Below are 25,295 nucleotides of genomic sequence, written 5' to 3'. Positions count from 1 at the left end.
CAGTCGATGAAAGACAAGGGTATTGCGCAGGGGTAGGCGGTAAAACCATGACGAACAAGCAGCGCGACGGCAAGGATTTTCGCTGGGGCATCTGGGGTACAGGCACGATTGCCAATGCTTTTGCTGCCGATATTCAGGCAAGCAGCGCTATGCGCGTGAGTGCTGTCTGTTCGCGTTCCATGCAGAGTGCAGAGGATTTCAAAAGCCGCATCGGTGCGGATCAAGCCTTTAATGATGCTGCTGCCTTTCTCAACAGCGCGGAAATTGATGCGGTTTATATTGCCACGCCCAATGCCATGCATGTGCCGCAAACCTTGCAGGCCATTGCCGCTGGCATAGCGTGCCTCACGGAAAAACCGCTGACGCTTGATGCCGACGGCGCCAACCAGATCGAAGCAGCAAGCAAAGCGCATCATGTCTTTGCCATGGAAGCCATGTGGAGCCGCTTTCTTCCGGCAATTCATGCCACCCGCGAGTATATCAAAGCGGGGCGAATCGGAATGGTTAAGCGCATTGAGGCCGATCTGTCCTATTTTCGCGAAGAAGACCCAAAAAGCCGCTTTTTTGATCCCGCGCTTGGTGGTGGTGCGGCCTTTGATCTGGGCGTTTATCCGGTTTCGCTAGCGCTCAGTTTTCTCGGATTGCCCGATGCGGTGAGCGGTCGCTGGATACGCGCAAAGAGCGGCGTCGATATGCGTACAGTAATTGAGCTGACCTATCCCCATGCCAAAGCCCATCTTTCCTGTGGCTTTGATCATGACGGCGAAAACCGAATGCTGATTGAAGGTACCAAGGGTGCGATTATGCTGCATGCACCGTTTCTCAAGGCACAACGGCTCACGATCTTTTCGGAAAGCGTGCTGAATTCAGCCATCGGGCCAAAAGGACCGGGCGGCCTGGTTGGAAAAATTCTCAACCGCCTGCCGCTTCCGGGCAGAACCGTTGAGCATCATCCATTCTCAGGCAACGGACTTCAATTTCAGGCGCAAGCCGTGCGCAATGCCGTGACACGCGGCGAGACTTTAAGCCCGATCATGCCGCTTGAACACAGTGCTGCGGTTGCAAACATCATCAGCACTGTGCTTGCGCAAAAGCCGAATTAGAAGCTGCTCTGCACCTTATAGGGTGCTGCATTTTCGCCAGCATTGTTGAGTGCAAGGGCCACTTCGGTGATGTGCAAAGCCACATTACCAGAGAAAAACGCAGCCTCACCTGTTTCAATGGCGCGCGCCTGATCCGCCACGCCACGCATGAAATCAATCTGTGACGGGAATGACGGCAGGCTGACCGTGTTCCCCTTTGGATAAGCGAGCTTGCTGCCGACAGCGGGTTTCCACGCCAGCGTCTTACCAAGCTTTGCTTCCAGACGCCCAAAAACGCGCGACAGGATGGAACGCTTTCTCTCTGTCGATTCAAGACGAACCGCAGAGCGATTGTCCCAGAGATCATCGACAGTAATGGAGCCTTTGTCGGCCACGATTGTCAGGCTGCGATCTTTCGGCATGGCAAGGCCGGACGTCAGACGTGCAACAAGACCGGATTTAAAACGCAGGCAACCCACGGAAAAATCTGGTGCCATACGCAGATGCTCCGTTCCCGGTCCTTTGTTCTGGAAGGTGATTGAGGAAAAAGCCGTCACGCTTTCCACAGGACCAAACAGCGATACGAGCCATGAAAGTGCATAACCTGCATGTTCCAGCGTACAGCCAATCTCAAACTCATGCAGACCCGGCCAAGGTGCACCCGATTGCGAGCGCCATGTCGCCCATTTGTCGCGGAAAACCGGGCCGTCTTCCATTTCGGCATAGACCAGCCGCGGCGTACCAATCTCGCTTATGGAAGTCGCAACAAGCTTCTGTGCATCGCTCAAAGCGTTGGCGGGGGCAGCGGCCAGTGTCAGTCCGTTTGCAGCCGCAAACTCAACCAGTTCCTTGGCATCGTTGAAATCCATGGCCAGCGGCTTTTCCGAATAGACGTGCTTGCCCGCTTCAAGCGCTGCGCGCGAAATGGCGTAATGGTTCTCCGGCGTTGTCAGGTTAAGCACAATCTGCACATCTTTATCAGCAAGGATTGCTTCAAAGCTTTCATAGGCACGAACATTATAATGCGAAGCAAAGACTTTCAGGCGCTCTGCCGAGCGATCAAAGGCACCGAGCAGCTTAAGCTGCGGGTAATTGCGCAGCGTGGTCATGTAGTAATCGGCGACGAAGCCCGTGCCAATGATCGCGATATTCATGATTAACTCCGGGATTATACAGACCGCTTGGGAATGGTGACTTTCGCTGTCATGCGCAAGCCAAAGATCGCAAAGATGAGCATGAGCCAAACCGGGTCCATGCGGCGGAAGAAAAAGCTTTCCAGCATCGCGTTCAGCGTGCCGAAAAACACAAACATGAGAAAAAAGTCTGCGAGAAGCAGGTTTTCTCGCGTTGGCCTGCACCGCATATAGTTGACCAGCGGCATGACAATGATCACAAAAATTGCGCAGATAAGACCGATGAGCCCCGTGGACAGCGTGATGTCGAGATAGCCGTTATGGCCATGCACGATGCCGCGCACATCCCAATCAAGGTAATATGGATTGGCCGCTTCTTTTGCTGCCCCAGTACTCCAGAAGCTTTCATAGCCAAAGCCGGTCCATGGGCGGTTATGCAGCGCTTCAATAGCAAAAGCCCAGATTGATGTGCGCCCGGTGAAAGTCGGGTCCACCGAGAAATTCAGAACAATCTGGTGGAGAGGCTCAAACAGCACCGTGCCGATTGTGAAAAGCGCAAAAGCAAGCTGAATGACCACGATCATAAGTGGCGCCAGCCCACGTACACCAAACATACCCGGGGCAATGACCAGAATCATGGCAAAGGGTACCAGTGCAACCGTGGTTTTTGATCCAGTATGCGCCACGAAGAACAGGGCAAATAATGCAATCAGTGCCCCACTGACCCGCCAGCCGCGTCGCCACAGATAGATGCCACCAAAAGCAAAAAACGCCATAACAGGCCCGGCAATATTCTTATGCGTGAACACCCCGCGCCACAGATATGAGTTTTGTGGCTCGGCAGCGTCAGCGCCATGGGTGCCAAGATTAGGCAACAGCACCACACCAGCATATGAAATCACAATCACAATTGATGCCACTATAAGCAGCATAATGGAATAGCCGTCAGCGTCCTGCGGCAAAGCCAGCACAGCGACTATGGCAAGAACACCGATCAGTGTCAGCATGATCCCGCGAATGGCCGTTCCCAGATCAGGACTGGTGAAGGCCGAAGCGATGAGAATGGCAAACATCAGGCCCCAGCCAAGGCTTGCAAGCCGCAAGACCTTGCGCGGATCAGCAAACATCGCAAGCGCAGCCAGCGAAATAACTCCGACGAGACCGAAGCCAAGCTGATTGACACTATCGCCCGCCTGCTGGCCATCAACGACAACGGCCTGCGAAAACGGGCGAAAAGAAATCAGCAGAATGCAGAATATAATTGTTGCTGCGACGAGCGCGATCTGGCGCATCGTCGCCTTCAACGGATCGAACGAGGCCGTATCAGTTCTTGTCCGGGTTGCGATACTGCTCATTCAAATATCCAAAATGCGCCATCACCCGACCCAGACCGATATGAATAAAGTAAGTGCCGACAGGCGCAAAGCCGGCCGCAAAACCTCTTCTGAGTGCTTTGATCGGCGAATAGGCCAGAAGAGCCAAACTCTTCAGGAACACGCGCACCTGACCAAACGGCTCATCCTTGCGTTTACGCTGCTCAATCAGTGTTGAAAGAACGCCATTGCGCAAACCACGCGAGGTGATCCAGTCGCGTTCCAGACGGCGCGCAGGAATGGTTTCGCGCACGATGCCTTCCGCACACCACGCAACTTTAAAGCCCTTGGCAATAGAGCGGGACAGGAAGTCAGAATCGCCGCCACCAGTAAAGTTGAACTTCAGATCCATAAACGGATAGCTATGCGCTTCCAAAACAGCACGCGCAATCAGCAGGTTGCCCGATGAATAGATGATCGGCACCGGGCCGGTCTTCGTGTAATGAGGCAGGAAAACCGGATGCTTCGCCCACTTTTCAGAATTCGGCTTTTCAAAAATCGGATACTGCGGGCCGCCAACCAGACTGACATCATAACGCTCAGCCGTCGAAACCATATTCTCGATCCAGTCAGGATCGGCCAGTTCATCATCATCAATGACAATGACATATTTGAAATTTGGAAAAAACTTGGCCGCCGTCAGCCAACCGGCATTATAAGCATTGCAATTGCCGCGATGCGACTCGCCAATAAGCATGCCGTTATATTTGCCAGCCTCGAAAAGCGGAGCTGCAACGGTTGCGCCTTCTTTCTTTTCAGTCTCATTCTCGATAACCACCACTGCCCAACGACGCTTTGTCGTTTGCGCATTCAACGTATCGAGGGTTCTGATCAGATGCTCAGGCCGCTTAAATGTAGGAAGAGAAACGACAATATCGATCTCATCATAGGCAAGCCCAGGCGTTTTAGCGATTACTTCAATATGATCCGGTAATTCTATCATCTCGGCTTCCGATTTATTTCAGAGATTTACATTTTTATGTTTATCTTTCCACTATTGATAAACGTTTAAAGAAAAGTTCACTGCATGGCTGTAGAGAGTGGCTTTAGCAAATACTCATTAAGATCGGTTAGGAGCTGAATTGCAACCGTGTCGTCTTGTCTTCGTAACATCACTTGTTCCACATGCGGTCGCTTCGACGGGTTATGAAGTTGCGAATGCCGCCGTTATCGATGGTCTGCGTCGCGCCGGTGCTCATGTCACTGTTCTCGGTTTCACCTGGCCGGGACATCCGGCGGCTGAAAACAAAGACACGATCGTTCTTGGCGAAGTGGAAGTACGCACAGAAGGCGCCGGCATCAAGCGCAAGATCGGCTGGGTGCTGAAATCTTTTCTCACAGGGCTGACGGTTTCGTCGGCAAAGCTGCGGGTTATCCCAGCAATTGAACTGCATAATGCGATCACCGAACTCGGTGAATTCGATGCCTATGTGCTCAACGGTGTGACGCTGCCGGGCGCCTTTGAAGATATTTTCAAGGACAAGCCATCGATTTTCGTTGCGCATAATGTCGAATACCGTTCGGCAGAAGAAAATGCGGCAGATGCCAAAGGCAAGGTTCAGAAATTTCTGTTTGGCCGCGAGGCTAGGATTCTCAAAAAGCTGGAGAGCAGGCTTTGCAAACAGGCAAGCTTTGTCTTCACCTTTGCAGAAGAAGACGGCCCGGCACTGGGCCTCGACAAAAATAAATTTGCAACACTCCCGCTTGTCATGCCGGGCAACAGCGAAACCGTGAAACCGGAGGCAGCCAAATATGATCTCGCGCTCATCGGTACATGGACATGGCACCCCAACCGCATTGGCCTTGAATGGTTTCTGCGCGAAGTCAAACCGCTTTTGCCAAAAGACATCACAATCGCCATCGCAGGCAACACACCCGCCGATCTTATTGCGGCCTGGCCGGGTGTGAATTTCGTCGGCAAAGTGCCTGATGCCACCAAATTCGTTGAAAGTGGCAAACTGATACCTCTGATCAGCCGCGCGGGCACAGGCGTTCAGTTGAAAACGATAGAAACGTTTGAGCTGGGAAAACCAAGTGTTGCCACCGCTCATTCGGTTCGTGGTATTGGCAATATCCCGGCCAACTGCACAATGGCCGACAAGCCTGCTGAATTTGCCGCAGCCATCGTAGAGCGCCTTAAAGCAATCAATGAAGGTGACGATCAAAGACTGGACGGCAAAGCCTTTAAACAGGCACAAATCGCAGGCATGGACAGCGCAATCGCCCGAGGCTTAAAGAAACTTCAGGACGTCACAGGAAAAGCAGACTGAATATGACGCATAGTGCATCCGAAAAACTCGAATACCGAAATATTCTCGGCATCAAGGTTGTCTGTTTCGACTGGGGCAGTTCATTCGCTTATTTTGAAAAGCGAATCGAAAACCGGGCCTTCTTGAAGCAGGGTTGGCTTAATGCCAACAATGCCAATATTGCGCATGAAGACCCGGCCTATATGGCAGCGCTCAAAAATTTTCTGATCCTGCCTGATGGTGTTGGTGTCGATATTGCCAGCAAGGTCGCTTATGGTGAAAAATTTCCAGCCAATCTCAACGGCACAGACTTCATCCCCGGCTTGATGCAGCATATCAAACGCCCGATGAAAGTGGCGTTGCTTGGTGGCGGTCCCGGCGTTGCTGCACACACAGTGCAGCTTTTTGAGAAGCAAATCCCGCAGCACGATTATCGTGTGATCTCGGATGGCTATTTCAAGCCTGCGGATATAGACGGCATTCTGGATCAGCTTAAGGCATATCATCCCGATATGCTGCTGGTGGCCATGGGTGTTCCGCGGCAGGAGCTGTTCATCGACAAATACATCACAGCCGAACATTGCACGATTGCGAGCGCGGTTGGCGCCTTATTCGATCTGCATACCGGCCGCGTGCAGCGCGCACCCCATTGGGTCCGCACGCTCAAAATGGAATGGGCGCATCGCCTGATGCAGGAGCCGCGCCGTCTGGCAAAGCGCTATCTGGTTGGCAATCCAGTGTTTCTCTGGCGTGTTGCAAAAGCAAAGCTGTCAGGGGGCAACCCTTGAAGACAGCTATTGTCACCGCAAGCTGGGATCAGGACTTTGAGCGTTGCAAGCTCTTATGCGAAACCATGGACAAACATGTCACCGGTTTCACCAAGCATTATATTCTGGTCGACAGCAAAGATGTTGCGCTTTTTCGGCAGATAGAGAACGCCAATCGCATCGTGATTGACGAGCGAGATTTGTTGCCGTCCTGGTTGCGAGCCTTCCCCGATCCGACCTATCTCGGGCGCCGTCGCGTCTGGTTGTCGTTTAAAACCAAACCGTTGCGCGGTTGGCATGTACAGCAGTTGCGCCGCATTGCACTGGCAGACAAGGTGGAAGAAGACGGACTGCTTTATACCGATTCCGACACTGCTTTTGTCCGGCCCTTTGATTGCAACACACTCTGGCACGAGGATAAGCTGCGCCTGTTCTACCGGCCCAATGCGCTTGCCAATCCTGAATGGCCGGAACATCCCGTTTGGGCAGAGAACGCAGGAAAGCTTCTTGGCGTCAAGAATGGCAAGAGTGCGCTGAATGACTATATCGGCCAGCTTGTTTCCTGGCGCAGAGATTCGGTCATCGGCATGTGCGAGCGTATCGAAAAGCACACCGGTCAGCATTGGGTTGCTGCCATCGGCAATGTCCGACGCTTCTCCGAATGCTTTATCTACGGCCATTATGTTGATGATATTCTGGATGGCGCAGGCCATTTCCACGACACGCACGATCTGTGTCGCATGCAATGGTTTGCACCGCCACCCACGGAAGAAGAATTCCGCACTTTTATCGCTGAGATGGAACCACATCAGGTTGCCATCGGCATGCAGTCATTCCTGAGCTTGTCGGTTAACGATATTCGCCGGATCATCGGCGCTTAATCTTTTGCCCGGAGTGAACAATACTCCGGGCTTTTTTACACCCGCTTTGCGGGCAATCGCATACTCGTATAGGTGAAAACCAGCGAGAGGACATAGATACCCGCAAAGACAAAGTTAAGCCCGGCAATCCAGTCATTGTTATCGCCATAATGAAGCAGCAGCAGCCAGACAAACAGCGCTTTGGCCGCCGTCATCAGCACCATGCTCAATGTGCGCAAACCAGTCTGGCCACGTGCATAGAGAATTTCTGTCTGATATTCGATCAAATTGCGGAAGCCCGGCACCAACAGCACCAGCGGCAAAAGTCCAACAATCGGCGCAACGCTTGCACCAAGCGCTGTCGGAAAAAATTGCAGAAAGATCACCATGGCGCCAAGACCTGCAACCGAAACCACAAAGACCGCAAATTCCAGCCCTATCTTGATGCGCAGTGAAGCCAGCATATCCGGGCTCCGCATGAGCTTTTGCACCAGCATCATATTAAATGAGCGGATCGGCAGTGCTGTAAGGTCAACCAGACGCATGATAATCGCATAGACACCGGCCGTCGTTGGACCGCCGATGCTCAGAACCAGCAGCTTATCGAGTTCGCTCTGGATGTAAAACAGCAGTTCCGCCCCCATCACGGCAATTGAATCGGAAACACGCCGTATATATAGCCGTGGCTCGAAACGCAGTTTCACCCTTGGGTAAAAGCGCAATGCAAAGATCAAGCCGACAGCATTTGCCCCTGCATACCACCACGCCCAATGCACAACATCATGCTTGGTGGCGAAGAACATGAACAAAACAGCGGCAATAGCACGCATGGTTGTACCAAAAATCACCAGAAGCGCTGAAATACCAAAGCGCCGCAAACCGTTATTGACGATGATGATCATTTCAATCGAACGCCACAACAGCGCCTCGGCGACCACCACAACGGCAAAAGGCAGGAATGATATATCCCGGCCAAAGAAGATGAAATAAACGAGCCAGGAACAGAGCGCGAAAAGCGGCAAAGAAAGCACAAGCGCTGCAAGATAACCTGCGGTATAGGTTCCAAGCAGCAGCGGTTTGACCGTCGAGATACGATAAAGCGGAGAGCTAAAACCAAGCGAAACAAGGCGTGAAAGAACCACACCCGTGCCGGATGCCGTGGCAAAAATGCCAAAATCTCCGGTGGGCAGTGTATTTGCCAGCGCTACAAAATAGAGCAGTGAAACGACCAGACGTCCGGCAGAGCCGGAAAAAAGCGAGAAATAATCCCGCACCATTGCACTGCGGCTACCCAATAATTTCTGGAGTGCTTTCGCGATCACTCAAGGCCTCGTGCTTTATCTTGTGTCACGCTTTAAAGCCGTCTCACCGGCCATGAGATCGAACTTAGCAAAAAAGACTTAATTAAAACCCACTACGCCTTATCATTGATCCGTGCGTTAACCATTTCTTCTCCATAAAAAAACTATAATCAGCAGAAGACTAAGTCATTTCGGGGTACGGACATCTTTGACGATGAGCGGTGAGGACAAACGCAATAAGGGAAGAGAAGAGAAACCTCTTCTTGCATTTTCTGACGCGCCTGAGGCAAGCCGCGAAGAATCCGACACGTCCAAACGTGAAAAGCAAACGATTACCCCGCCTTGGACGCCGCCTGCAACGCCTGAAGAACGCGCTGAACTGTTCCGCAACCAGCAGGAAAAGAAAGCAACGGAAGAACAAGAGGTTTCCGAGCTGCGCGCCCGCATGGCCTCTATCAAAGCCGAGCTTGAACGCAAGATTGCTGAGCGCGAAAATGGCCTGAAAGATCAGGCTGTTGAAAAAGCCAAACCGGAGCCGAATCCTATCGCGACAATCGCAACACAAGCCATCCAACATGAAGTGCGGGATACGGAATGGAAGCCACTGGTTGATCCGCGTGTCGCAATTGAAATCGTCAAAGGGTCTCGTCGATTGCTTCTGGCAACGACCCTGCTCGGTGGCCTTGTAGCGACGCTTTATGCACTGACAATTCCGCAGATGTTCGTGGCCACGACCGATCTTCTGGTCGATCCGCGCAATGTGCGCTCCGTCGGCACTGAGTTAACACCCGGCCAGCTGCCAACGGATGCCTCTTTGGCTATTGCAGAAAGCCAAGCACGGCTGCTTGATTCAAGCAGTGTATTGCTCAAAGTCATTGACCAAGCCAATCTGACGAAAGACCCCGAATTTAACGGAACCTTTGTCCCCACCGGCGTTGCAGGCTTTTTTGCGCAGCTTAAAAGTGTGATCAGCCCCCAGACCCAAAGTGACGGTCAGGCTCTTGAAACGCGTGTTCTCTATAACCTTTATGACAGCGTAACCATCGGTCGCGACCCCAAGACCTTTATCTATTCTGTCTCAGTCAAAACCCGCAGTTCGGAAAAGTCGGCTGAAATCGCCAATCTTATCGGATCCGTTTTCCAGAAAGAACTTGATTCACTGCAGTCGGATGTGGCGCGCCGCAATGCGGACGAGCTTTCCAAGCGCCTTGCCGATATGCGCAGCAGCGTCGAAACGGCAGAAAAAGCGGCAGCAGATTTTCGTGCCTCGCGTGATCTTGTTGATGTCGATGGCAAACTGATCAGCGACAACGATCTGACACGTCTTAACGATCAGCTGACAAACCAGCGCGCTGAAAGCATGCGGCTTCAAGCGCGGATTCAAGTGCTCAACGATGCCAATACAGGCAGCGTCATTTCCGGCACCTTGCCGGAAGATTTACGTTCCAACACATTGACGGCACTACGCGCGCAATATGCGCTTGCGAGCCAGAACGCCAATGGTGCGTCCACCCAGCTTGGTCCGCGTCATCCGCAATTCATTCAGCTTCAGTCGCAAAAGCAGACTGTACTCAATGATATTGATGCCGAATTGCGTCGCATTCGTGCTTCATTGCAGGTCGAAGTCGCGCGGTCGCTGCAACAGGAAAAAGACCTGAACGCACGTCTTGCGCAGCTCAAGTCTCAACAGGCCAACAGCAACAATGATCGCGTGAAACTGCGCGAGCTGGAGCGTGAAGCAACAACTTTACGTTCGGTCTATGAAGCATTCCTTCTGCGCTCGCGCGAAACAAGCGAACAGGAAGGCATCACGACGACCAATGTTCGCGTGATTTCTGAAGCACGTCCGCCGCTCGACCCGGCAGGATCGTCGCGCAAGCTGATCGTCATTGCCGGACTGATTGCAGGCTTTATGCTCGGCCTGGCGATAACAGCCGTCCGCAATTTCGGACGGCTGGTGCGTCTATCCTAAGAAGTTTCAGGAAATACGCGAAACTTTGCGGCCGCTGGCACGTAAAATTCCCTGCGCACCATCCAGATGACCCGCTTTCAATTCAAGCGCCAGAAACCGACGCTTTTCATAGGGGCCGGGCATCGCAAGATCGCCGGTCTTTTCAGCCGTAAAGCCGAAACGCCCGTAATATTCGGGATCACCAACCAGCAGGATGGCACCATGGCCCCGGCGCTTTGCCTGAGCAATTGCGTGCTGCATCAAGGCCGAACCGATACCGCAACCGGCAGCCAATGGGTCCACCGCAAGCGGACCGAGCAAGAGTGCGGAAACCGGAAAGCCAAATGCGTCGAGACCGGCATGAACGTTCCACAGCCGGACGGTGCCCACAAGCAGACCATCGGCAGCCATTGCCGAAAAAGCCAGACCTTCCGCTGGAAGACGCCCACGACGCAGTTTTTCCGACGACTTTCTGCGGCGGCCCTCACCCATGGCGCGATCAAGCAACGCTTCGCGCGCAATGACATGCGCAATTGCTTCGCCCACAATGGTGAAAGCAGGTGCAAAAACCGGCAACAGGCCGGTTACAACATTTTCCTGAATTTCAAGATTAGCATTCATGACATCTCACCCCAATACGGGCAGCAACACATCCCGCCCAGCGCATTGCAGCGCCGGGCAGATGAAGAGAACCTTCCAGTTGCCTGAAAGATTAGATGACGTAGGATCGGAGCGGTTCGAAGCCGTTGAATGCCACCGACGAATAGGTGGTGGTATAAGCACCTGTGCCTTCGATGAGAATTTCATCACCGATGGTCAGCGACACTGGCAACGGATATGGCGTCTTTTCATACATGACATCCGCGCTGTCGCAGGTTGGGCCAGCCAGTACACAAGGCTCGGTTTCACCGCCATCGCGTGGGGTCACAATCTGATAGCGGATCGCCTCGTCCATGGTTTCGGCCAGACCGCCGAACTTGCCGATGTCGAGATAAACCCAACGCACATTGTCATTGTCCGACTTGCGCGAAACCAGAACCACTTCTGTCTTGATCACGCCTGCATTGCCAACCATGCCGCGGCCCGGTTCAATGATGGTTTCTGGAATGCGGTTGCCGAAATGCTTTGAAAGCGCATCGAAGATCGCCATGCCGTAGGCCTGAGCGGTCGGCACGTCCTTGAGGTAACGGGTTGGGAAACCGCCACCCATATTCACCATGCGCAGCACAATGCCTTCGTCAGCCAGCGTGCGGAACACCGATGCAGCATCGCCAAGCGCGCGATCCCATGCACTCAGATCCGTCTGCTGCGAGCCGACATGGAACGATACACCATAGGAGTCGAGACCGAGCGACTTTGCATGACGCAGCACGTCGATAGCCATGGCAGGCACGCAACCGAACTTGCGTGACAGCGGCCATTCAGCGCCTTCACCATCCGTAAGCACGCGGCAGAACACGCGACTGCCGGGAGCAGCACGTGCAACCTTTTCGACTTCTTCTACGCAATCAACGGCAAAGAGGCGGATGCCCAGTTCGAAAGCGCGCGCAACATCGCGCTCCTTCTTGATGGTGTTGCCATAAGAGATGCGGTTTGGGGTGCTGCCTGCTTCCAGTGCCATTTCGATTTCGGCAATCGATGCCGTATCGAAGCACGAGCCAAGCGATGCAAGAAGACTCAGCACTTCCGGCGCAGGATTTGCCTTCACAGCATAGAAAATGCGCGAGTAAGGCAATGCCTTTTCAAAATTCTGATAGTTTTCGCGCACGACGTCGGTGTCAACGACGAGGCAAGGGCCATCCGGGCGGCGGGTGTTGAGGAAGTCGATAATACGCTGTGTAGCCATGGTCGTTCTCCCGCACGGCTTATTCTGATGCCGCATTCTAAGGGACAAAGTATGCATAAGCGCATTCGCGGTGAGGCCAGCCTTTGGAGATGCTGAGGTCACGCGAAAACTCATGCGGCGGTGGAACAACGCTAAACCCGCGTTACTCCGCTTTGTCTGCCTTGGATTGGAATTGGAGAACCGCATCCGCACTTCTGGCAATGAAGGTGTGCCTCTTCAGTAATTCCGGCTTTTGGACAGCCGAAAGACACTAGAAAGGCCCGCACCGTCGTTGCTTCAAGATGTCCTCGATCTGGCGGTTGGCCTACAGATCGACTGGAGCGGTTAGGTCCAGGTACCGTACCGAATTCCTCACCATTCGAGGATCGGCGGACACCCACAGGCACGTGCGACTTTGGGCAAGGGCGATATAATCGCAATGATGTGTCCATTCAATGACAAATCTTTGTCGCGGCAAAATTATTTTTGCGGCGGGTAATCCACCCGCTGCGCTTGCCATTGTTCAATAATAGTGAAACATTCTACCGCAAAGCTTAAGCTTTAATTGACTATATCCCCGGAATCTCGTCGCTGGTTGTGAACAATGACGCCTTTCGATCCGCTTAACGCGATCATCGCAAAGCCCGAAAAGCCCCTGCCCCCAGCGGAAGGCGGACGGCCTAAAGGTGAGCGTGTGGCTGTAAAAAGCATTTCTGACGTGGCCGGAATGCCAAATGGGCGCAGAAATCGGCAAATTTTGACCGAATCAGTTGCCCGCCAAAGCAGCGACAGCACGCGTTTCACACAACAATTGGAAACAATCATTGGCGACAATGCGGCGCGCACCTTGCCAACCGTACCGGATGCTGATTGCACTCTATCGACACATTCTTGAAAAACAGGACCAGGCCATGGATACCCTTACACGTATGCGCGCATTCATCGACGTGGTCGAAGCAGAGGGCTTTTCGGCTGCTGCGCGAAAGATCGGACGATCCAAGGCGCTGCTTTCCAAATATGTGCGTGAGCTGGAAGACGAGCTCGGCGCACGACTTTTAAACCGCACAACACGCCAGTTCTCGCTGACAGAGGCAGGCCATACCTATTACCATCGTGCGGTTGAGATCATTCGCGAGATTGATGCGTTGCAGGATGCCGTCAGCGAAACAAGCTCGGATGCGCGCGGTCGCATCAAGCTTTCAGCGCCGCGCACCTTTGCCGATGCGGTGATCGGGCAATCGCTGATCGATTTCTGTCTGGCCCATCCGGAAATCGTGCTCGACGTGCGGCTGGATGATCGTTTCGTTGATATGGTGGAAGAAGGTTTTGACCTCGCAATCCGCATTACGCGCCTGCAAGACTCTTCTCTCATCGCCAAAAGGCTTTCGCCTTTCCATTCCGTGCTTTGTGGTGCGCCATCCCTGATCGAACGCGTTGGTAAGCCGGAACGCCCGGAAGATCTGGCTGACAAGCCTTGTATCATTGATACCAATGCGCGCTCACGCAACAACTGGCATTTCCGCAATACTGACGGCTCAATGATGACGGTAACGGTCAATGGCCCGATTGAAATCAACAGCCCGGTTGCAACCAAAACTGCCGCACTTGCAGGACTTGGTTTTTGCTCGCTTCCGGCCTTTATTGCAGAAGAAGAAATCGAGCGGGGTCGCCTCATTCCTTGTCTTGAGGAGTTTATCGTCAAGGACGGCGGTATTTATGCCGTCTATCCGCATCGCCGCTACCTCCCGGCCAAAATCCGCGCGCTTGTGGACTTCCTGACCCAATGGTTCAAGGATCGTGAAGCCCGTGCATAGAAAAGGCTGCACTCGTCCCACTTTTGCCGCCTTCACGACTATGCGTTAGAGACGAATTCACGGAACCCCTATATGCACGATTTGCGCTCATGGCTGAAACGCCCGATTGTCCTTGCCGTAACACTGACCACAGTGTTGACGCCCATGGCTGCGAAAGCGCATCCGCATGTCTTTGCCGATGCAAGGCTGGAGCTGACGATTGCGCCGGACGGCACGGTGGAAAAGCTCGCGCATATTTGGCGTTTCGATGATGTGTTTTCATCAACTGTTTTGATGGAGTTTGACAAGAACGGTGATTTGCAGCTTGACAGAAATGAGCTGATTGACCTTGGTCATGTGATCAACGGCTCTATCGCCGAATACAAATATTTTCAGACTGTGCTTGCGGACGGAAAAGATGTCAAAATGGCGCGCCCCACCGACTTGGCCGCAGACTTCTCCGACAATCATCTGCTGATCGTTTTTACCAGCAAACCAGAAAAGCCACTGAAGCTTGAACCCGGACACACGGTCAGCTTCGGTGTGTATGATCCGACCTTTTATACGGCCATCGACTATGTGAGTGACAAGGAACTTGTCGTCAAAGGTCTGCCTGCGGGCTGCAAATCCAAGGTGGTGCGCCCTGACCCCGATGAAGCCCTTGCGCAAAATCAGGGCACACTGACAGACGCCTTTTTCAATGATCCGGCTGGCACAGATATGTCAAAGATTTTCGCCACCCGCCTTGAGATACACTGCGAGAAAAAGGGATAAACAGCCTTATGAAGAATTCGGTCCGTTTCATTCTCACAGCCTGCCTTATGATGATCGCCGCCAACGCTCTGGCACAATCATCATTGGGCATCGGTGCCAATGAAGTCGCCATGAAACCGACCGGACCTTTTGCGCATATCATTTTATGGATGAATGAACAGCAGCGCAGCTTCTATCTCGCCATGACCACCGCGCTCAAAGCCATGCGTGAAGACCCATGGCAGGCATCGGTGCTGATCGGCCTTTCCTTCATTTATGGTATTTTCCATGCCGCCGGCCCCGGCCACGGCAAGGCGGTGATTTCATCTTACATGATCGCCAATGAAACGGCGCTGCGCCGCGGTATCATGCTGTCTTTCGTCTCGTCGATGTTACAGGCCATCGTTGCGATTATTGTGGTGGGACTTGCATGGCTTTTGCTGCGCGGCACCGGAATTTCGATGAACCAGACGGCGCGCTATATGGAAATAGCGAGCTTTGCACTGGTGCTGTTCTTTGGCCTCTGGCTTCTGATCCGCAAGCTGCCGCTTCTGTTTCGGAAACGCGACAGCGCCGAACCATCTCCGACAAGCACTCTTTTTGCGGCATCGCCTCAGACTGCAATGGCCAGTGGTCCTGCATGGCAGGGCAGCGTTTCGCAAAGCACACGCGCAGCAGCCACAAGCAGCACCGTCAAGCTGAATTACAAACCCGCCAATGCCGCGGCGGATCACGTCTTTATCGGCGAAGGCGATATCTGCGCAGACTGCGGCAGTGCCCATATTGCCGATCCATCAGCCCTAGAAGGCGAATTTAACTGGAAAACGGCATGGTCCGCCATTCTGTCCGTCGGTCTGCGCCCCTGCTCGGGTGCACTGATCGTGCTCACATTCTCGCTTTTGAATGGCATTTTGCTTGGTGGCTTGCTCTCAACCTTCGCAATGGCCTTTGGCACATTTATAACGGTTGCAGCACTCGCAACCCTTGCCGTCACCGCCAAAAATACAGCCCTGCGCATTGCGGGACACAATGCGGCTTCCGGCAGGCTGAAAGCTGGAATTGAAGTTGCGGCAGCACTGTTTATCGCCTTGACCGGCGCATTGCTGCTTAGTGCTGCTTTAAGCTATTAATTTTCTTCTGATAGCGCGCGCGCAACCAGAATATCGCGAAAAAGCTCAACACGAAGACGATCGGAAAGATCACAGCGGCAATCTGCGAACGCTCGCCAAGCATCAACATGATAGTCGGCACAAAATAAGCGATAACGCCGAAGCCGACCAGAATGACGGCTGCGGCGATTGCCGGATTGCTCTTCTTCGGTTCAGCCACCAATGCGAAAATCCTCTAACTTTCTGATCTGCTGACCGTCACTATCAAAATTTTCCGGCGCAAGCCATGCCTGATAGGCATTCTTTAATGCAGGCCATTCACTATCGATGATGGAAAACCAGGATGTATCGCGGTTTTTGCCCTTCACGACCATATGCTGGCGAAACGTGCCTTCAAACGTAAAACCAAAACGTGTCGCTGCACGCTTGGAAGGCGCATTTTCATCGTTGCATTTCCACTCATAGCGGCGATAGCCAAGCTCATCGAAAACATACTGCATAAACAGAAACTGTGCTTCCGTTGCAGCCGGCTTGCGTGAAATCAGCGGCCCCCAATAGACACTTCCGATCTCAATTACACCATGAAGCGGATCAATACGCATCAGCGCCTGACGACCAGCGACCTTGCCGGTTGCTTTATCGACAACCGCGAAGAACAAGGAATCTTCATTGCTCGACGCCTTTTCAAGCCATGGCTGAAAAGCCTCACGCGTTGCAGGTGGAACCTCGAACAGCCAGGTAAAACGCTGATCCGCATCCTCAACCGACGAGGCCGCAAAAAGCTCGTCACCATGCTTTTGTGCATCAAGTGGCTCAAGCCTGACATAGCGGCCCTCCAGCGCCTTGCGCTCCGGCTTCGCTCGGGTGGTCCAGTTCTGCAAATCAGTCATGTCATGCTCCCGTTTAGAGCGTGTTTCGATCTGAATTCATCAGATCGGCGCTTTCACTTATTATTCTCACGCACATCTTATCCGAAAGCCGCTTCACACTTTTCGGGATACGCTGTTTTCAGACAGGAGCATAAAAGACGGATCACGCAAACAGGAAAATTGTCACCCTTATTTTTCTCTTATTGCGGCACGATCCACGGAGACGGCTTTGACCAGCGCGATGACATGCTCCCCTTCCCGAAGCGCAAGCTCATCAACCGAACGTCGCGTCAGCCGTGCCCCCAGACGTCGCCCTTGAAAATCCAGTTCCAACAGCGCATTCGGCCCGTCAGCGCCAATAATTTTTCGGATGGTAACAGGCAGGATATTACGAATACTGATGGAATCTGGAACAATACGGGCGATGGAAACATCCCGCGCACGAACCCGCAGCCGCACATGCATATTTTCGCGCAAACCAGCATCACCGAGTTGAAATGTTGCACCATCTAGGTTGATTTCGGCCAGCTCATATCTGGCATCGTAATTTGCAACAGTGCCCTCGAGAAGCACACCACCGCTGTCGCCTTCCGGGTCGATCAGCGGGAAAATCTCGGCAGCCGGGCCGCTGGCCTTCACTTTGCCAGCCGACAACAGCACGATCTCATCGGCAAGCCGGGCGACCTCATCGATTTCATGACTCACATAGACAATCGGCACATGGCTTTCATCGCGAAGCCGTTCGATAAAGGGCAATATTTCCTGCCTGCGGGCATGGTCAAGCGACGACAGAGGTTCGTCGAGCAGCAAAAGTGCAGGATCGGACAAAAGCGCACGGCCAATGGCCACACGCTGGCGTTCACCGCCTGAAAGGGTTGCCGGACGACGATTGAGCAAGTGATCAATGCCCAAAAGCGCGACGACCTCATCAAGGCTGCGGGTGGTTTCACGGCGGCCAGCCCAGCGCGCATAAGTGAGATTGCCCTTCACACTCATATGCGGAAACAGCCGTGCCTCCTGAAAAACATAACCGATACGGCGCTTTTCGGGCGGTAGGTTGATAGCCTTTTGGGCCTCGAAAAGCACGAAATCGCCAATCGCTATCCGCCCGGTTTCCGGGCGTAATGTACCAGCAATCATCTTGAGCAGCGAGGTCTTGCCAGCACCCGAATGACCAAAAAGTGCTGTCACGCCCCAACCGGCTGAAAAATTGGCCTCAACTGCAAACTTACCATTGCGGCCAGTGACAAAAACGCTAAGCCTGCTCATTTTGCGTCTCCTGCGAGCTTGCGCTGCAACCATTCAGAAAGCACCACCGCGCCAATCGAAATGGCTGCGGAAACCGCAATCAGGCGCAGCGCTTCTGCATCACCCGTTGGAGTCTGCAACAAGGAATAAATAGCCAGCGAAAGCGTTTGTGTCTCGCCGGGAATGTTGGAAACAAAGGTGATCGTCGCGCCAAACTCGCCCAATGCCTTGGCAAATCCCAACACACCACCGGCCAGAATACCCGGTAGCAAGGGCGGCAATATCACCGTACAAAAAGCCGTCAGCCTGTTGGCTCCGAGCGTGCGCGCCGCTTCTTCCAGCCCACGATCCAGCCCTTCGATAGAAAGGCGTATCGGGCGAACAAGCAATGGAAATGCCATGACGCCAGCAGCAAGGGCGGCCCCCGTCCAGCGGAAAGAAAAGGAAAGGCCAAGCCATTCGTGCAAGGGTGCGCCAAGCGCACCCCGCGATCCAAACAGGATCAAAAGCAGATAACCCGTCACCACCGGCGGCAACACCAGCGGCATGGTAACGATGGCCTGCGCAAGCGACTTGCCCGGAAAATTAAACCGGGCAAGAATCCATGCAACAAGAAAGGCGACTGGCAGCGCCACAACAATAGCTATCCCGGCAACCCGGAGCGACAGAGCAACAATCTGCCAGACATGCCCTTCCATCATTACTGTGCCGCCTCTTTAGCGCCTACAAAGCCCTTGTCCCTGATGATCGCCTGACCGGCATCGCTTTCAAGGAACGCAAGGAATGCCTTGGCGGCATTACTTTCATTCTTGGCGATCAGTGCTGCCGGATAAAGGATCGGCGCATGGCTTGAGGCCGGAAAGCGATAGGCTTCAACCAGATCAGGCACCACAGCACGATCCGATGCATAGACAATGGCCGCTTTCACTTCGGCGCGGCTCACATATTGCAGCGCAACACGCACATTTTCCGTGAACACGGCGTTCTTTTCAACGTCATTCCAAATGCCGAGCTTTTCAAGGGCTGCCTTGCCATATTTGCCTGCCGGAACATTGGACGGATCGCCCATGGCAAAACGACCAGCGCCCAAAAGGTCTTTCGCATCGCCCTTTGCATCGTCCTTCTGCGTTGCAATCACCAGCGCATTGCCAGCAATCACCTTGCGCGATGCTTTGTCGATCAGGTCAGCTTTTTCGACATAATCCATCCAGTCAAGATCGGCGGAAATGAAAATCTGTGCCGGAGCGCCCTGCTCGATCTGCTTTGCCAGAACCGAAGATGAAGCGAAGGAAGCAACAACCTCTGTGCCATCCTTGGCCTTGAACTGCTTGGCGGCTTCCTCAATCACGTCTTTCATGCTGGCGGCGGCAAAAACGGTAACCTTCTCGGCTGCCTGCGCGACCGATGCGATACTTCCAGCGAATACAACGAGGAATGCAGCGAGTATTGTTTTCATGTGCGTTCTCCACTTTGTCCCCGATTGCGGACAAACACCATCATACGCCGGAGCATCCAGCGCTGTTCCTGTTCAGGCACCAAGTGTCAAACTCAATGCTCTGACTTGCGATGATGGGTATGATGGAAGCAAACGCGACCCGGATGCCGTCAGACCCTTTTCACACGGGCGCCCATGCAAAAGCCGCCCAAATTTCCGCAACGAATCCAAATCGTTCCGAAAACACGGTCACATTAATGCGCGTTATTGAGTTTTGCCAGCCCCTCAGCCGTGATGCGGCATCAGAACCCACGGGCGCTGATCAGCGCCCGATATGCTTGTGGCTTGAACCGCGAAGCTTGGCGAGCCGGACCTGCTTTTCACGTTCCGCAAAACGTGCACGGTCTTCCGGCGTGCGCTCGTCATAGCAACCAGCGCAGGAAATGCCTTCCTCAAAAAACTGCGAAAGCTTGTCTTCTGCGGTGATTGGACGGCGGCAGGCACGGCAAAGCTCGATATCGCTTTCCGTCAAACCATGGCCAATTGCCACGCGTTCATCAAACACGAAACAATCACCATTCCACATGCTTTCTTCGCGCGGCACTTCTTCAAGATATTTCAGAATGCCGCCCTTGAGGTGGAACACATCGTCAAAGCCAAGCCCCTTGACGAAAGCTGTCGCCTTCTCACAGCGAATGCCGCCGGTGCAGAACATGGCAATCTTCTTGCCTTCAAGCTTGTCGCGGTTCTGCTCCACCCATTGCGGGAATTCGCGGAATGTCTTGGTGTTTGGATCAAGCGCGCCTTCGAATGTGCCAATGGCATATTCATAATCATTGCGTGTATCGACAACCACAGTGTTGTCATCGGCAATCAGCGCATTCCAGTCCTTGGGCGCAACATAAGTGCCAACGCTTTTTAGCGGATCAATGCCGTCCACACCCATGGTGACAATCTCGCGCTTTAACCGCACTTTCATGCGGTAAAACGGCATTTCGCTGGCATGAGAATACTTGAGTTCAGGATTGGCAAGCGCGGGAATTGCGGTAATAAAGGCAATCAGCTTCTCAATGGCAGGCTTACTTCCAGCAACCGTGCCATTGATCCCTTCAGCAGCAAGCAGCAGCGTCCCCTTGATCCCGTTCGCGCAGCAAAGCTCAGCCAGCGGCTCACGCAGGCTTTCATATTGCGGCAGCGGTGCAAAGCAATAAAGGGCGGCAACGGTGAAGGGCAAATTGCTCATGGTTTCTATCTCTTTTGAATTTATCCCGGACTAGTCCCCGAACGCGGCAAATTCAAGTTATTTATCCCCCGACCCTCCGGGGCAGCGACAATCTGGCATCGATCACTGTAATTTTCACAGGAGAAACCAGATGTTTGACACAAATACTTTCGCAGAAATCATTGCGCTGGCACAAGAAGCAGGGATTGAGCCTGCAACCCTTCTCGCAGTGGCAGAAGTAGAAAGTGGCGGCCGTGCACTTTATCACATCAAGGGTGTACAAGAACCGGCCATCCGCTTTGAAGGTCACTATTTTGATCGCAGACTTTCGGGGCGCGTGCGTGATCAGGCACGCAAGGCTGGATTGTCATCGCCAGAAGCAGGGCGCGTACGCAATCCCAAAACGCAAAGCGAGCGCTGGCTTCTGCTCGAGCGGGCTATGTTTATCCATAAAAAAGCGGCGCTTGAATCCACCTCATGGGGATTAGGCCAGGTTATGGGTGCGCATTGGGAATGGCTGGGTTATGGCAGCGTTGATGAACTGGTGGCCGAGGCACGCAATTCTGTTGGCGGACAGATCGGACTGATGCTGAACTTCATCGACAAAGCCGGATTGAAAACAGCCTTGCAGGCGAAAGATTGGCGCAATTTTGCACGGCGCTATAATGGGCCAGCCTTTGCGCGCAACCAGTACGACACGCGCATGGCGACAGCCTATGAACGTTGGAACAAAAGCCTGCATCACCTGGCCAAGACGGCTTAAACGCCAAAAGTTTTAGAGAATTCTTATTTTGGAGGCGTAAAATGCCTCTGCATAAGCTTCCGCCGCGCGGCACTCCATGCCGCGCAGGCGGGCAAGCCCACGGAATGTTTCTGGGTCGAACCAGTCTTTAGAACGCTGGGTTCCAAAATGGTGCATCAGCAGTTCGATTTTCCGCCCCAGAACGCTGGCCGAAAGCGCAACATAGGTATTTGGGCGGCCCAAATCTCCATCCCATTTCGGAATTTCATATTCAAGGATCAGTTGATCACGGAAAATGTTCCAGGTGAGTTCATGGACGGTGCGGTGGTCCTGATGTGCATCCTGACTGTGATGTGTGAAGACAATATCAGGTTCGACCCGGCCGCGCTGCGCGATCAGCCATTCCTTGATCCCTCTGCTTTGTGCCGGAAAGTAACTGTCTTCAAACGTCGCCAAATGAATATTGCTGCTATGCGCTCCCAACAGAAAATCGCGTGCTGACTCACGCGCTTCCATGCGCCGCTCCTCGCCGCCTGATAGCACGCACCAGTCAATATGCAGCGCCATTCCCATTGCGATCAGGCTGAGAAGCGTCCCGCCGCATCCAATCTCAATATCGTCGGAATGCGCGCCAAGACAGAGAATGTTAAGCGGCCTGCCGAGATTTTTGAGAGAGGCAAAATCGATCATAATGCTATCGCGATGTTGGCTGCACACCGTTCCGTCTTATGTTTCTTCCATGGCATATCGCCTTTTTCGACCATATCTTCGAGCGTCTGCCAGTCGCGCAATGTATCCATGGAACGCCAGAAACCTTCATATTTATAAGCCATAAGCTGGTTATCAGCGATCAAACGGCTGAAGGGTTCAAGAACCAGTTCCTCTCCTTCGCGCATGTAATCGAAGATCTCTTTGCGAAACAGAAAATAGCCGCCATTGATCCAGATGTCGGAGGTGTTGGACGTCCTGAAAGCCCGCACATCGCCACCCGCTGCGATATCCGCAAGATGATAGGTTAGAGGTGGGCGGACGGCCAGAAAGCAGGCAATTTTCCCGCTGTTGCGAAAGCGCTCAGTCATATCATCAAGATCGACATCACTGAGGCCATCGCTGTAATTGGCAAGAAAAATGTCCTCGCGCTCAACATGAGACCGCGCACTCCACAAGCGTTCTCCGATATTGCGCCATATCCCTGTATCAAGCAGCGTGACGCTCCAGTCACGGTCAACTTCTTCAAGCAAACGCACATTGCGCCCACCATCCGACACCACGCAATCAGCGAATGTCTGCGGCCGGATGTTGAGGAAGAAATCTTTCACCACATTCGCTTTATAGCCAAGGCACAACACGAAATCATTGTGACCATAATCCGAGTAATATTCCATGACGTGATGAAGGATCGGCTGGTGACCAAGTGGGATCATCGGCTTGGGAATATTTTCGGAATACTCCCGTATTCTGGTGCCAAGACCGCCACAGAACAGAACGACTTTCATGACTTAGCGCTCCTCTGAAAATAATGCCGGATCAATCAGCGTGACATGCGGGATCGGAATGATGAACTTGCTGCCCCACTCAACCACGTGCTGCATCTGGCGGATAATCTCGTCTTTGAAGTTCCATGGCAGGATCAGAATGTAATCAGGCTTATAGCTGTCGATCATCGCGGTGTCGTAAATCGGGATATGCATACCCGGCGTGAAGCGGCCATGTTTGTAAGGGTTGCGATCCACTGTAAAATCGAGAAAATCGGTACCGATCCCGCAATAATTGAGCAATGTATTGCCCTTACCCGGCGCGCCATAGCCGCAGATACGTTTGCCCGAATTTTTGGCTGCAATCAGGAAGGACAGCAGATCCCGCTTTGTCCGCCGCGTCTTTTCCGCAAACTGTTCGTAGGTAGAAATCTCGTTGATGCCAAAGGAAAGCTCGCGTTTTAAAAGGGCTGCAACACGCGGACCGGCCTTTCGCTTGCTGGTATTATGGGCGAGATAAACGCGCAACGATCCACCATGTGTTGGCAATTCATCCACGTCGATCACCTTGAGATGATGGCGGTGCGCCATATAGCGGATGGTCAGCAGCGAAAAATACGAGAAATGCTCGTGATAAATCGTATCAAACTGGTTGTATTCGATCAGATTGGTGAGATGCGGGAACTCTAGCGTGATCACACCTTCAGGTTTGAGCAGAAGCTGCATTCCACGCACGAAATCATTCAGGTCCGGCACCTGTGCCAGCACATTGTTACCGATGATCAGATCGGCCTTATCGCCCTCACTGACCATACGCGAAGCAAGAGCGGAGCCAAAGAAATCCACCCGCGTCGGCACGCCTTTTGAGACGGCCGCTTTGGCCACATTGGCCGCAGGCTCGATGCCTAAAATCGGAATGGCTTTGGGTAAAAAATGCTGCAGCAGATAGCCATCATTGCTTGCAATCTCCACAACGAAACTGTTGCTGTTGAGGCCAAGTTTTTCAGTAATTTCATCGCAGTAGATTTTCGCGTGATTAACCCAGCTCGTGGCAAAAGACGAGAAATAGGCATATTCGGTGAAAATCTCCGCCGGACTAAAATATTCTTTTAACTGCACCAGATAACAATGGTCGCACACATAGGCTTTCAGCGGATAATAAGGCTCCATATGATCAAGCTGGTCCGCAGTGATGAAACTCTCACATGGCGGCGACATACCAAGATCGACAAATGTGTGTTTGAGCAGCGTTCCGCACAAACGACAGCCTGCCTGTTCCTTGGCCATGCCTGCACTCCGCAATATGCCCGGCGTCTGGATGGTCATATGATACACCTCGTCCTGCCCGGCCCCTGGTTGGGTATGTTGGTCTGAAATCCGATCCATGCCGGATGTGTAAAACTATCCAGTGCCCTTAAACTTTCCGAGACTGTCAACAGGGGCGACCCATATATACGATCGGGCGCCCCCATCACCTGTCGAATGAGTATGAGCGATCCCCTGTCTTCTCCCTATGTCGGAAGTGGGGTATGCGCCTAAGCCTTTGGGAGCATTTGCCGCTAACCTAAGGCCATTCGGCAGAGCCAAAAACGATACTATCTCGCAGGCTTGAAACTGTCAGAATGAGCGCGTTCAGCAAGTGAGGCTACACATGCGATTTACCCCCCTCAACATTGATGGTGCATGGTCGATTGAACCCGAAAGGGTTGAAGACGAGCGGGGCTGGTTCGCGCGCGTGTTTTGTGAGGCTGAATTTGCCAAGCGGAAACTGGAAATCCATTTTCCACAACACAGCCTTTCCTTCTCCCGCGAAAAGGGAACGTTGCGCGGCCTTCACTATCAGAATGAACCTTATGCAGAGACCAAGCTCGTCACATGTCTGCAAGGCGTGATCTGGGATGTTCTGGTGGATTTAAGACCGCAATCCCCAACCTATCGGCGCTGGACGGGAATGGAGCTCTCAGTGGGCAATGGCGTGCAGCTTTATATTCCTGCGGGTTGTGCCCACGGTGTTGGTTTTCACGCGGAACTGAGCCGGTTGGGCGACTAATTTCCATCGAGAATTGAGCCATGTGAACCTACTCCCCCGCTATGAGCGATGGGAGCAA

Annotated in this window: 25 protein-coding genes and 1 pseudogene; 11 read left to right on the top strand and 15 right to left on the bottom strand. The window is 53.1% G+C overall.

Annotation, left to right across the window (positions count from 1 at the left end):
- Positions 1–47: 47 nt before the first annotated feature.
- Entirely contained in the window at positions 48–1,103 is a 1,056-nt protein-coding gene (locus VBH83_RS15750) for a Gfo/Idh/MocA family protein (protein WP_265986412.1), read from the top strand.
- Here VBH83_RS15750 and VBH83_RS15745 read toward each other — a convergent pair.
- Genes VBH83_RS15745 through VBH83_RS15735 form a run of 3 tightly spaced genes read right to left on the bottom strand, consistent with a single transcriptional unit; the run spans position 1,100 to position 4,531 of the window.
- Positions 1,100–2,236 carry a Gfo/Idh/MocA family protein gene (locus VBH83_RS15745; RefSeq protein ID WP_265986413.1) on the bottom strand — a complete coding sequence of 379 codons (1,137 nt, stop codon included), beginning with the start codon at positions 2,234–2,236 and terminating at the stop codon, positions 1,100–1,102. The genes VBH83_RS15750 and VBH83_RS15745 overlap by 4 nt on opposite strands.
- Before the next feature lie 14 nt (positions 2,237–2,250).
- Complete coding sequence (locus tag VBH83_RS15740; RefSeq protein WP_265986414.1) at positions 2,251–3,570, bottom strand: O-antigen ligase; 1,320 nt, start codon at positions 3,568–3,570, stop codon at positions 2,251–2,253.
- Positions 3,539–4,531, bottom strand: a complete 993-nt coding sequence (locus VBH83_RS15735; RefSeq protein ID WP_396998551.1) for a glycosyltransferase family 2 protein — start codon at positions 4,529–4,531, stop codon at positions 3,539–3,541. The genes VBH83_RS15740 and VBH83_RS15735 overlap by 32 nt, the downstream gene beginning before the upstream one ends.
- Positions 4,532–4,670: 139 nt before the next feature.
- On the opposite strand from VBH83_RS15735, the gene VBH83_RS15730 reads away from it, so the two are divergent.
- Genes VBH83_RS15730 through VBH83_RS15720 form a run of 3 tightly spaced genes read left to right on the top strand, consistent with a single transcriptional unit; the run spans position 4,671 to position 7,485 of the window.
- Complete coding sequence (locus VBH83_RS15730) at positions 4,671–5,858, top strand: glycosyltransferase (RefSeq protein ID WP_396998549.1); 1,188 nt, start codon at positions 4,671–4,673, stop codon at positions 5,856–5,858.
- 2 nt (positions 5,859–5,860) lie between these two features.
- Positions 5,861–6,625, top strand: a complete 765-nt coding sequence (locus tag VBH83_RS15725; RefSeq protein ID WP_265986417.1) for a WecB/TagA/CpsF family glycosyltransferase — start codon at positions 5,861–5,863, stop codon at positions 6,623–6,625.
- A complete protein-coding gene (locus VBH83_RS15720; RefSeq protein WP_265986418.1) occupies positions 6,622–7,485 on the top strand; it encodes a DUF6492 family protein in 864 nt (287 codons plus the stop codon). The genes VBH83_RS15725 and VBH83_RS15720 overlap by 4 nt, the downstream gene beginning before the upstream one ends.
- 35 nt (positions 7,486–7,520) lie before the next feature.
- Here the strand turns inward: VBH83_RS15720 and VBH83_RS15715 are convergent, their stop codons facing one another.
- Complete coding sequence (locus tag VBH83_RS15715) at positions 7,521–8,786, bottom strand: lipopolysaccharide biosynthesis protein (RefSeq protein ID WP_265986419.1); 1,266 nt, start codon at positions 8,784–8,786, stop codon at positions 7,521–7,523.
- Between the two features lie 193 nt (positions 8,787–8,979).
- Here VBH83_RS15715 and VBH83_RS15710 point away from each other — a divergent pair, with 193 nt between their 5' ends.
- A complete protein-coding gene (locus VBH83_RS15710; RefSeq protein ID WP_265986420.1) occupies positions 8,980–10,737 on the top strand; it encodes a GumC family protein in 1,758 nt (585 codons plus the stop codon).
- A gap of 6 nt (positions 10,738–10,743) precedes the next feature.
- Here the strand turns inward: VBH83_RS15710 and VBH83_RS15705 are convergent, their stop codons facing one another.
- The gene (locus tag VBH83_RS15705; RefSeq protein ID WP_265986421.1) at positions 10,744–11,337 is read right to left on the bottom strand and encodes a GNAT family N-acetyltransferase; all 594 of its coding nucleotides are present in this window, start codon (positions 11,335–11,337) and stop codon (positions 10,744–10,746) included.
- Positions 11,338–11,428: 91 nt separating this feature from the next.
- Positions 11,429–12,562, bottom strand: a complete 1,134-nt coding sequence (locus VBH83_RS15700; protein ID WP_265986422.1) for a type III PLP-dependent enzyme — start codon at positions 12,560–12,562, stop codon at positions 11,429–11,431.
- Between the two features lie 583 nt (positions 12,563–13,145).
- Here VBH83_RS15700 and VBH83_RS15695 point away from each other — a divergent pair.
- From VBH83_RS15695 to VBH83_RS15680, 4 genes are all read left to right on the top strand, one after another.
- Positions 13,146–13,436 carry a hypothetical protein gene (locus VBH83_RS15695; RefSeq protein ID WP_265986423.1) on the top strand — a complete coding sequence of 97 codons (291 nt, stop codon included), beginning with the start codon at positions 13,146–13,148 and terminating at the stop codon, positions 13,434–13,436.
- 16 nt (positions 13,437–13,452) lie between these two features.
- The gene (locus VBH83_RS15690; protein ID WP_265986424.1) at positions 13,453–14,355 is read left to right on the top strand and encodes a LysR family transcriptional regulator; all 903 of its coding nucleotides are present in this window, start codon (positions 13,453–13,455) and stop codon (positions 14,353–14,355) included.
- A 72-nt stretch (positions 14,356–14,427) separates the two neighbouring features.
- On the top strand, positions 14,428–15,108 hold the full coding sequence (locus VBH83_RS15685) for a DUF1007 family protein (protein ID WP_265986425.1): 681 nt from the start codon (positions 14,428–14,430) through the stop codon (positions 15,106–15,108).
- Positions 15,109–15,116: 8 nt separating this feature from the next.
- Positions 15,117–16,217, top strand: coding sequence for a nickel/cobalt transporter (locus VBH83_RS15680; protein ID WP_396998545.1), 1,101 nt, complete (start codon positions 15,117–15,119; stop codon positions 16,215–16,217).
- Here VBH83_RS15680 and VBH83_RS15675 read toward each other — a convergent pair.
- From VBH83_RS15675 to VBH83_RS15650, 6 genes are all read right to left on the bottom strand, one after another.
- Complete coding sequence (locus VBH83_RS15675; protein ID WP_396998543.1) at positions 16,195–16,416, bottom strand: hypothetical protein; 222 nt, start codon at positions 16,414–16,416, stop codon at positions 16,195–16,197. The genes VBH83_RS15680 and VBH83_RS15675 overlap by 23 nt on opposite strands.
- On the bottom strand, positions 16,409–17,086 hold the full coding sequence (locus tag VBH83_RS15670) for a GNAT family N-acetyltransferase (protein ID WP_396998541.1): 678 nt from the start codon (positions 17,084–17,086) through the stop codon (positions 16,409–16,411). Before VBH83_RS15670 ends, VBH83_RS15675 begins: the two co-directional genes overlap by 8 nt.
- Before the next feature lie 168 nt (positions 17,087–17,254).
- Positions 17,255–18,334: a molybdenum ABC transporter ATP-binding protein gene (gene modC / locus VBH83_RS15665; RefSeq protein WP_396998539.1), complete on the bottom strand. Its 1,080-nt coding sequence runs from the start codon at positions 18,332–18,334 to the stop codon at positions 17,255–17,257.
- Entirely contained in the window at positions 18,331–19,014 is a 684-nt protein-coding gene (modB, locus tag VBH83_RS15660) for a molybdate ABC transporter permease subunit (RefSeq protein WP_396998537.1), read from the bottom strand. The genes modC and modB overlap by 4 nt, the downstream gene beginning before the upstream one ends.
- On the bottom strand, positions 19,014–19,769 hold the full coding sequence (gene modA, locus VBH83_RS15655; protein WP_396998535.1) for a molybdate ABC transporter substrate-binding protein: 756 nt from the start codon (positions 19,767–19,769) through the stop codon (positions 19,014–19,016). The genes modB and modA overlap by 1 nt, the downstream gene beginning before the upstream one ends.
- A 301-nt stretch (positions 19,770–20,070) precedes the next feature.
- Entirely contained in the window at positions 20,071–20,991 is a 921-nt protein-coding gene (locus VBH83_RS15650; protein WP_265986432.1) for a rhodanese-related sulfurtransferase, read from the bottom strand.
- Between the two features lie 130 nt (positions 20,992–21,121).
- Here VBH83_RS15650 and VBH83_RS15645 point away from each other — a divergent pair, with 130 nt between their 5' ends.
- Positions 21,122–21,733, top strand: a complete 612-nt coding sequence (locus VBH83_RS15645; RefSeq protein WP_265986433.1) for an N-acetylmuramidase family protein — start codon at positions 21,122–21,124, stop codon at positions 21,731–21,733.
- A 12-nt stretch (positions 21,734–21,745) separates the two neighbouring features.
- On the opposite strand, the gene VBH83_RS15640 is transcribed toward VBH83_RS15645, so the two are convergent.
- From VBH83_RS15640 to VBH83_RS15630, 3 genes are read right to left on the bottom strand one after another with little or no spacing between them, the layout of a single operon-like run.
- Positions 21,746–22,402 (bottom strand): PIG-L deacetylase family protein, encoded by a 657-nt coding sequence (locus VBH83_RS15640; RefSeq protein WP_265986434.1) that lies wholly within the window; start codon positions 22,400–22,402, stop codon positions 21,746–21,748.
- Positions 22,399–23,208 carry a sugar phosphate nucleotidyltransferase gene (locus VBH83_RS15635; protein WP_265986435.1) on the bottom strand — a complete coding sequence of 270 codons (810 nt, stop codon included), beginning with the start codon at positions 23,206–23,208 and terminating at the stop codon, positions 22,399–22,401. The genes VBH83_RS15640 and VBH83_RS15635 overlap by 4 nt, the downstream gene beginning before the upstream one ends.
- A gap of 3 nt (positions 23,209–23,211) precedes the next feature.
- Positions 23,212–24,513 (bottom strand): class I SAM-dependent methyltransferase, encoded by a 1,302-nt coding sequence (locus VBH83_RS15630; protein WP_265986436.1) that lies wholly within the window; start codon positions 24,511–24,513, stop codon positions 23,212–23,214.
- 325 nt (positions 24,514–24,838) lie between these two features.
- Between VBH83_RS15630 and VBH83_RS15625 the strand changes: the two are divergent.
- Positions 24,839–25,198 (top strand): annotated as a pseudogene (locus VBH83_RS15625) (dTDP-4-dehydrorhamnose 3,5-epimerase family protein); the annotation flags it as partial.
- Positions 25,199–25,295 lie beyond the last annotated feature (97 nt).

Origin of the sequence: Ochrobactrum sp. S1502_03 (genome assembly GCF_044435015.1) — a bacterium.
Taxonomy (GTDB): Bacteria; Pseudomonadota; Alphaproteobacteria; order Rhizobiales; family Rhizobiaceae; genus Brucella; species Brucella chromiisoli.
This window is presented reverse-complemented; position numbering and strand designations above follow the sequence as displayed.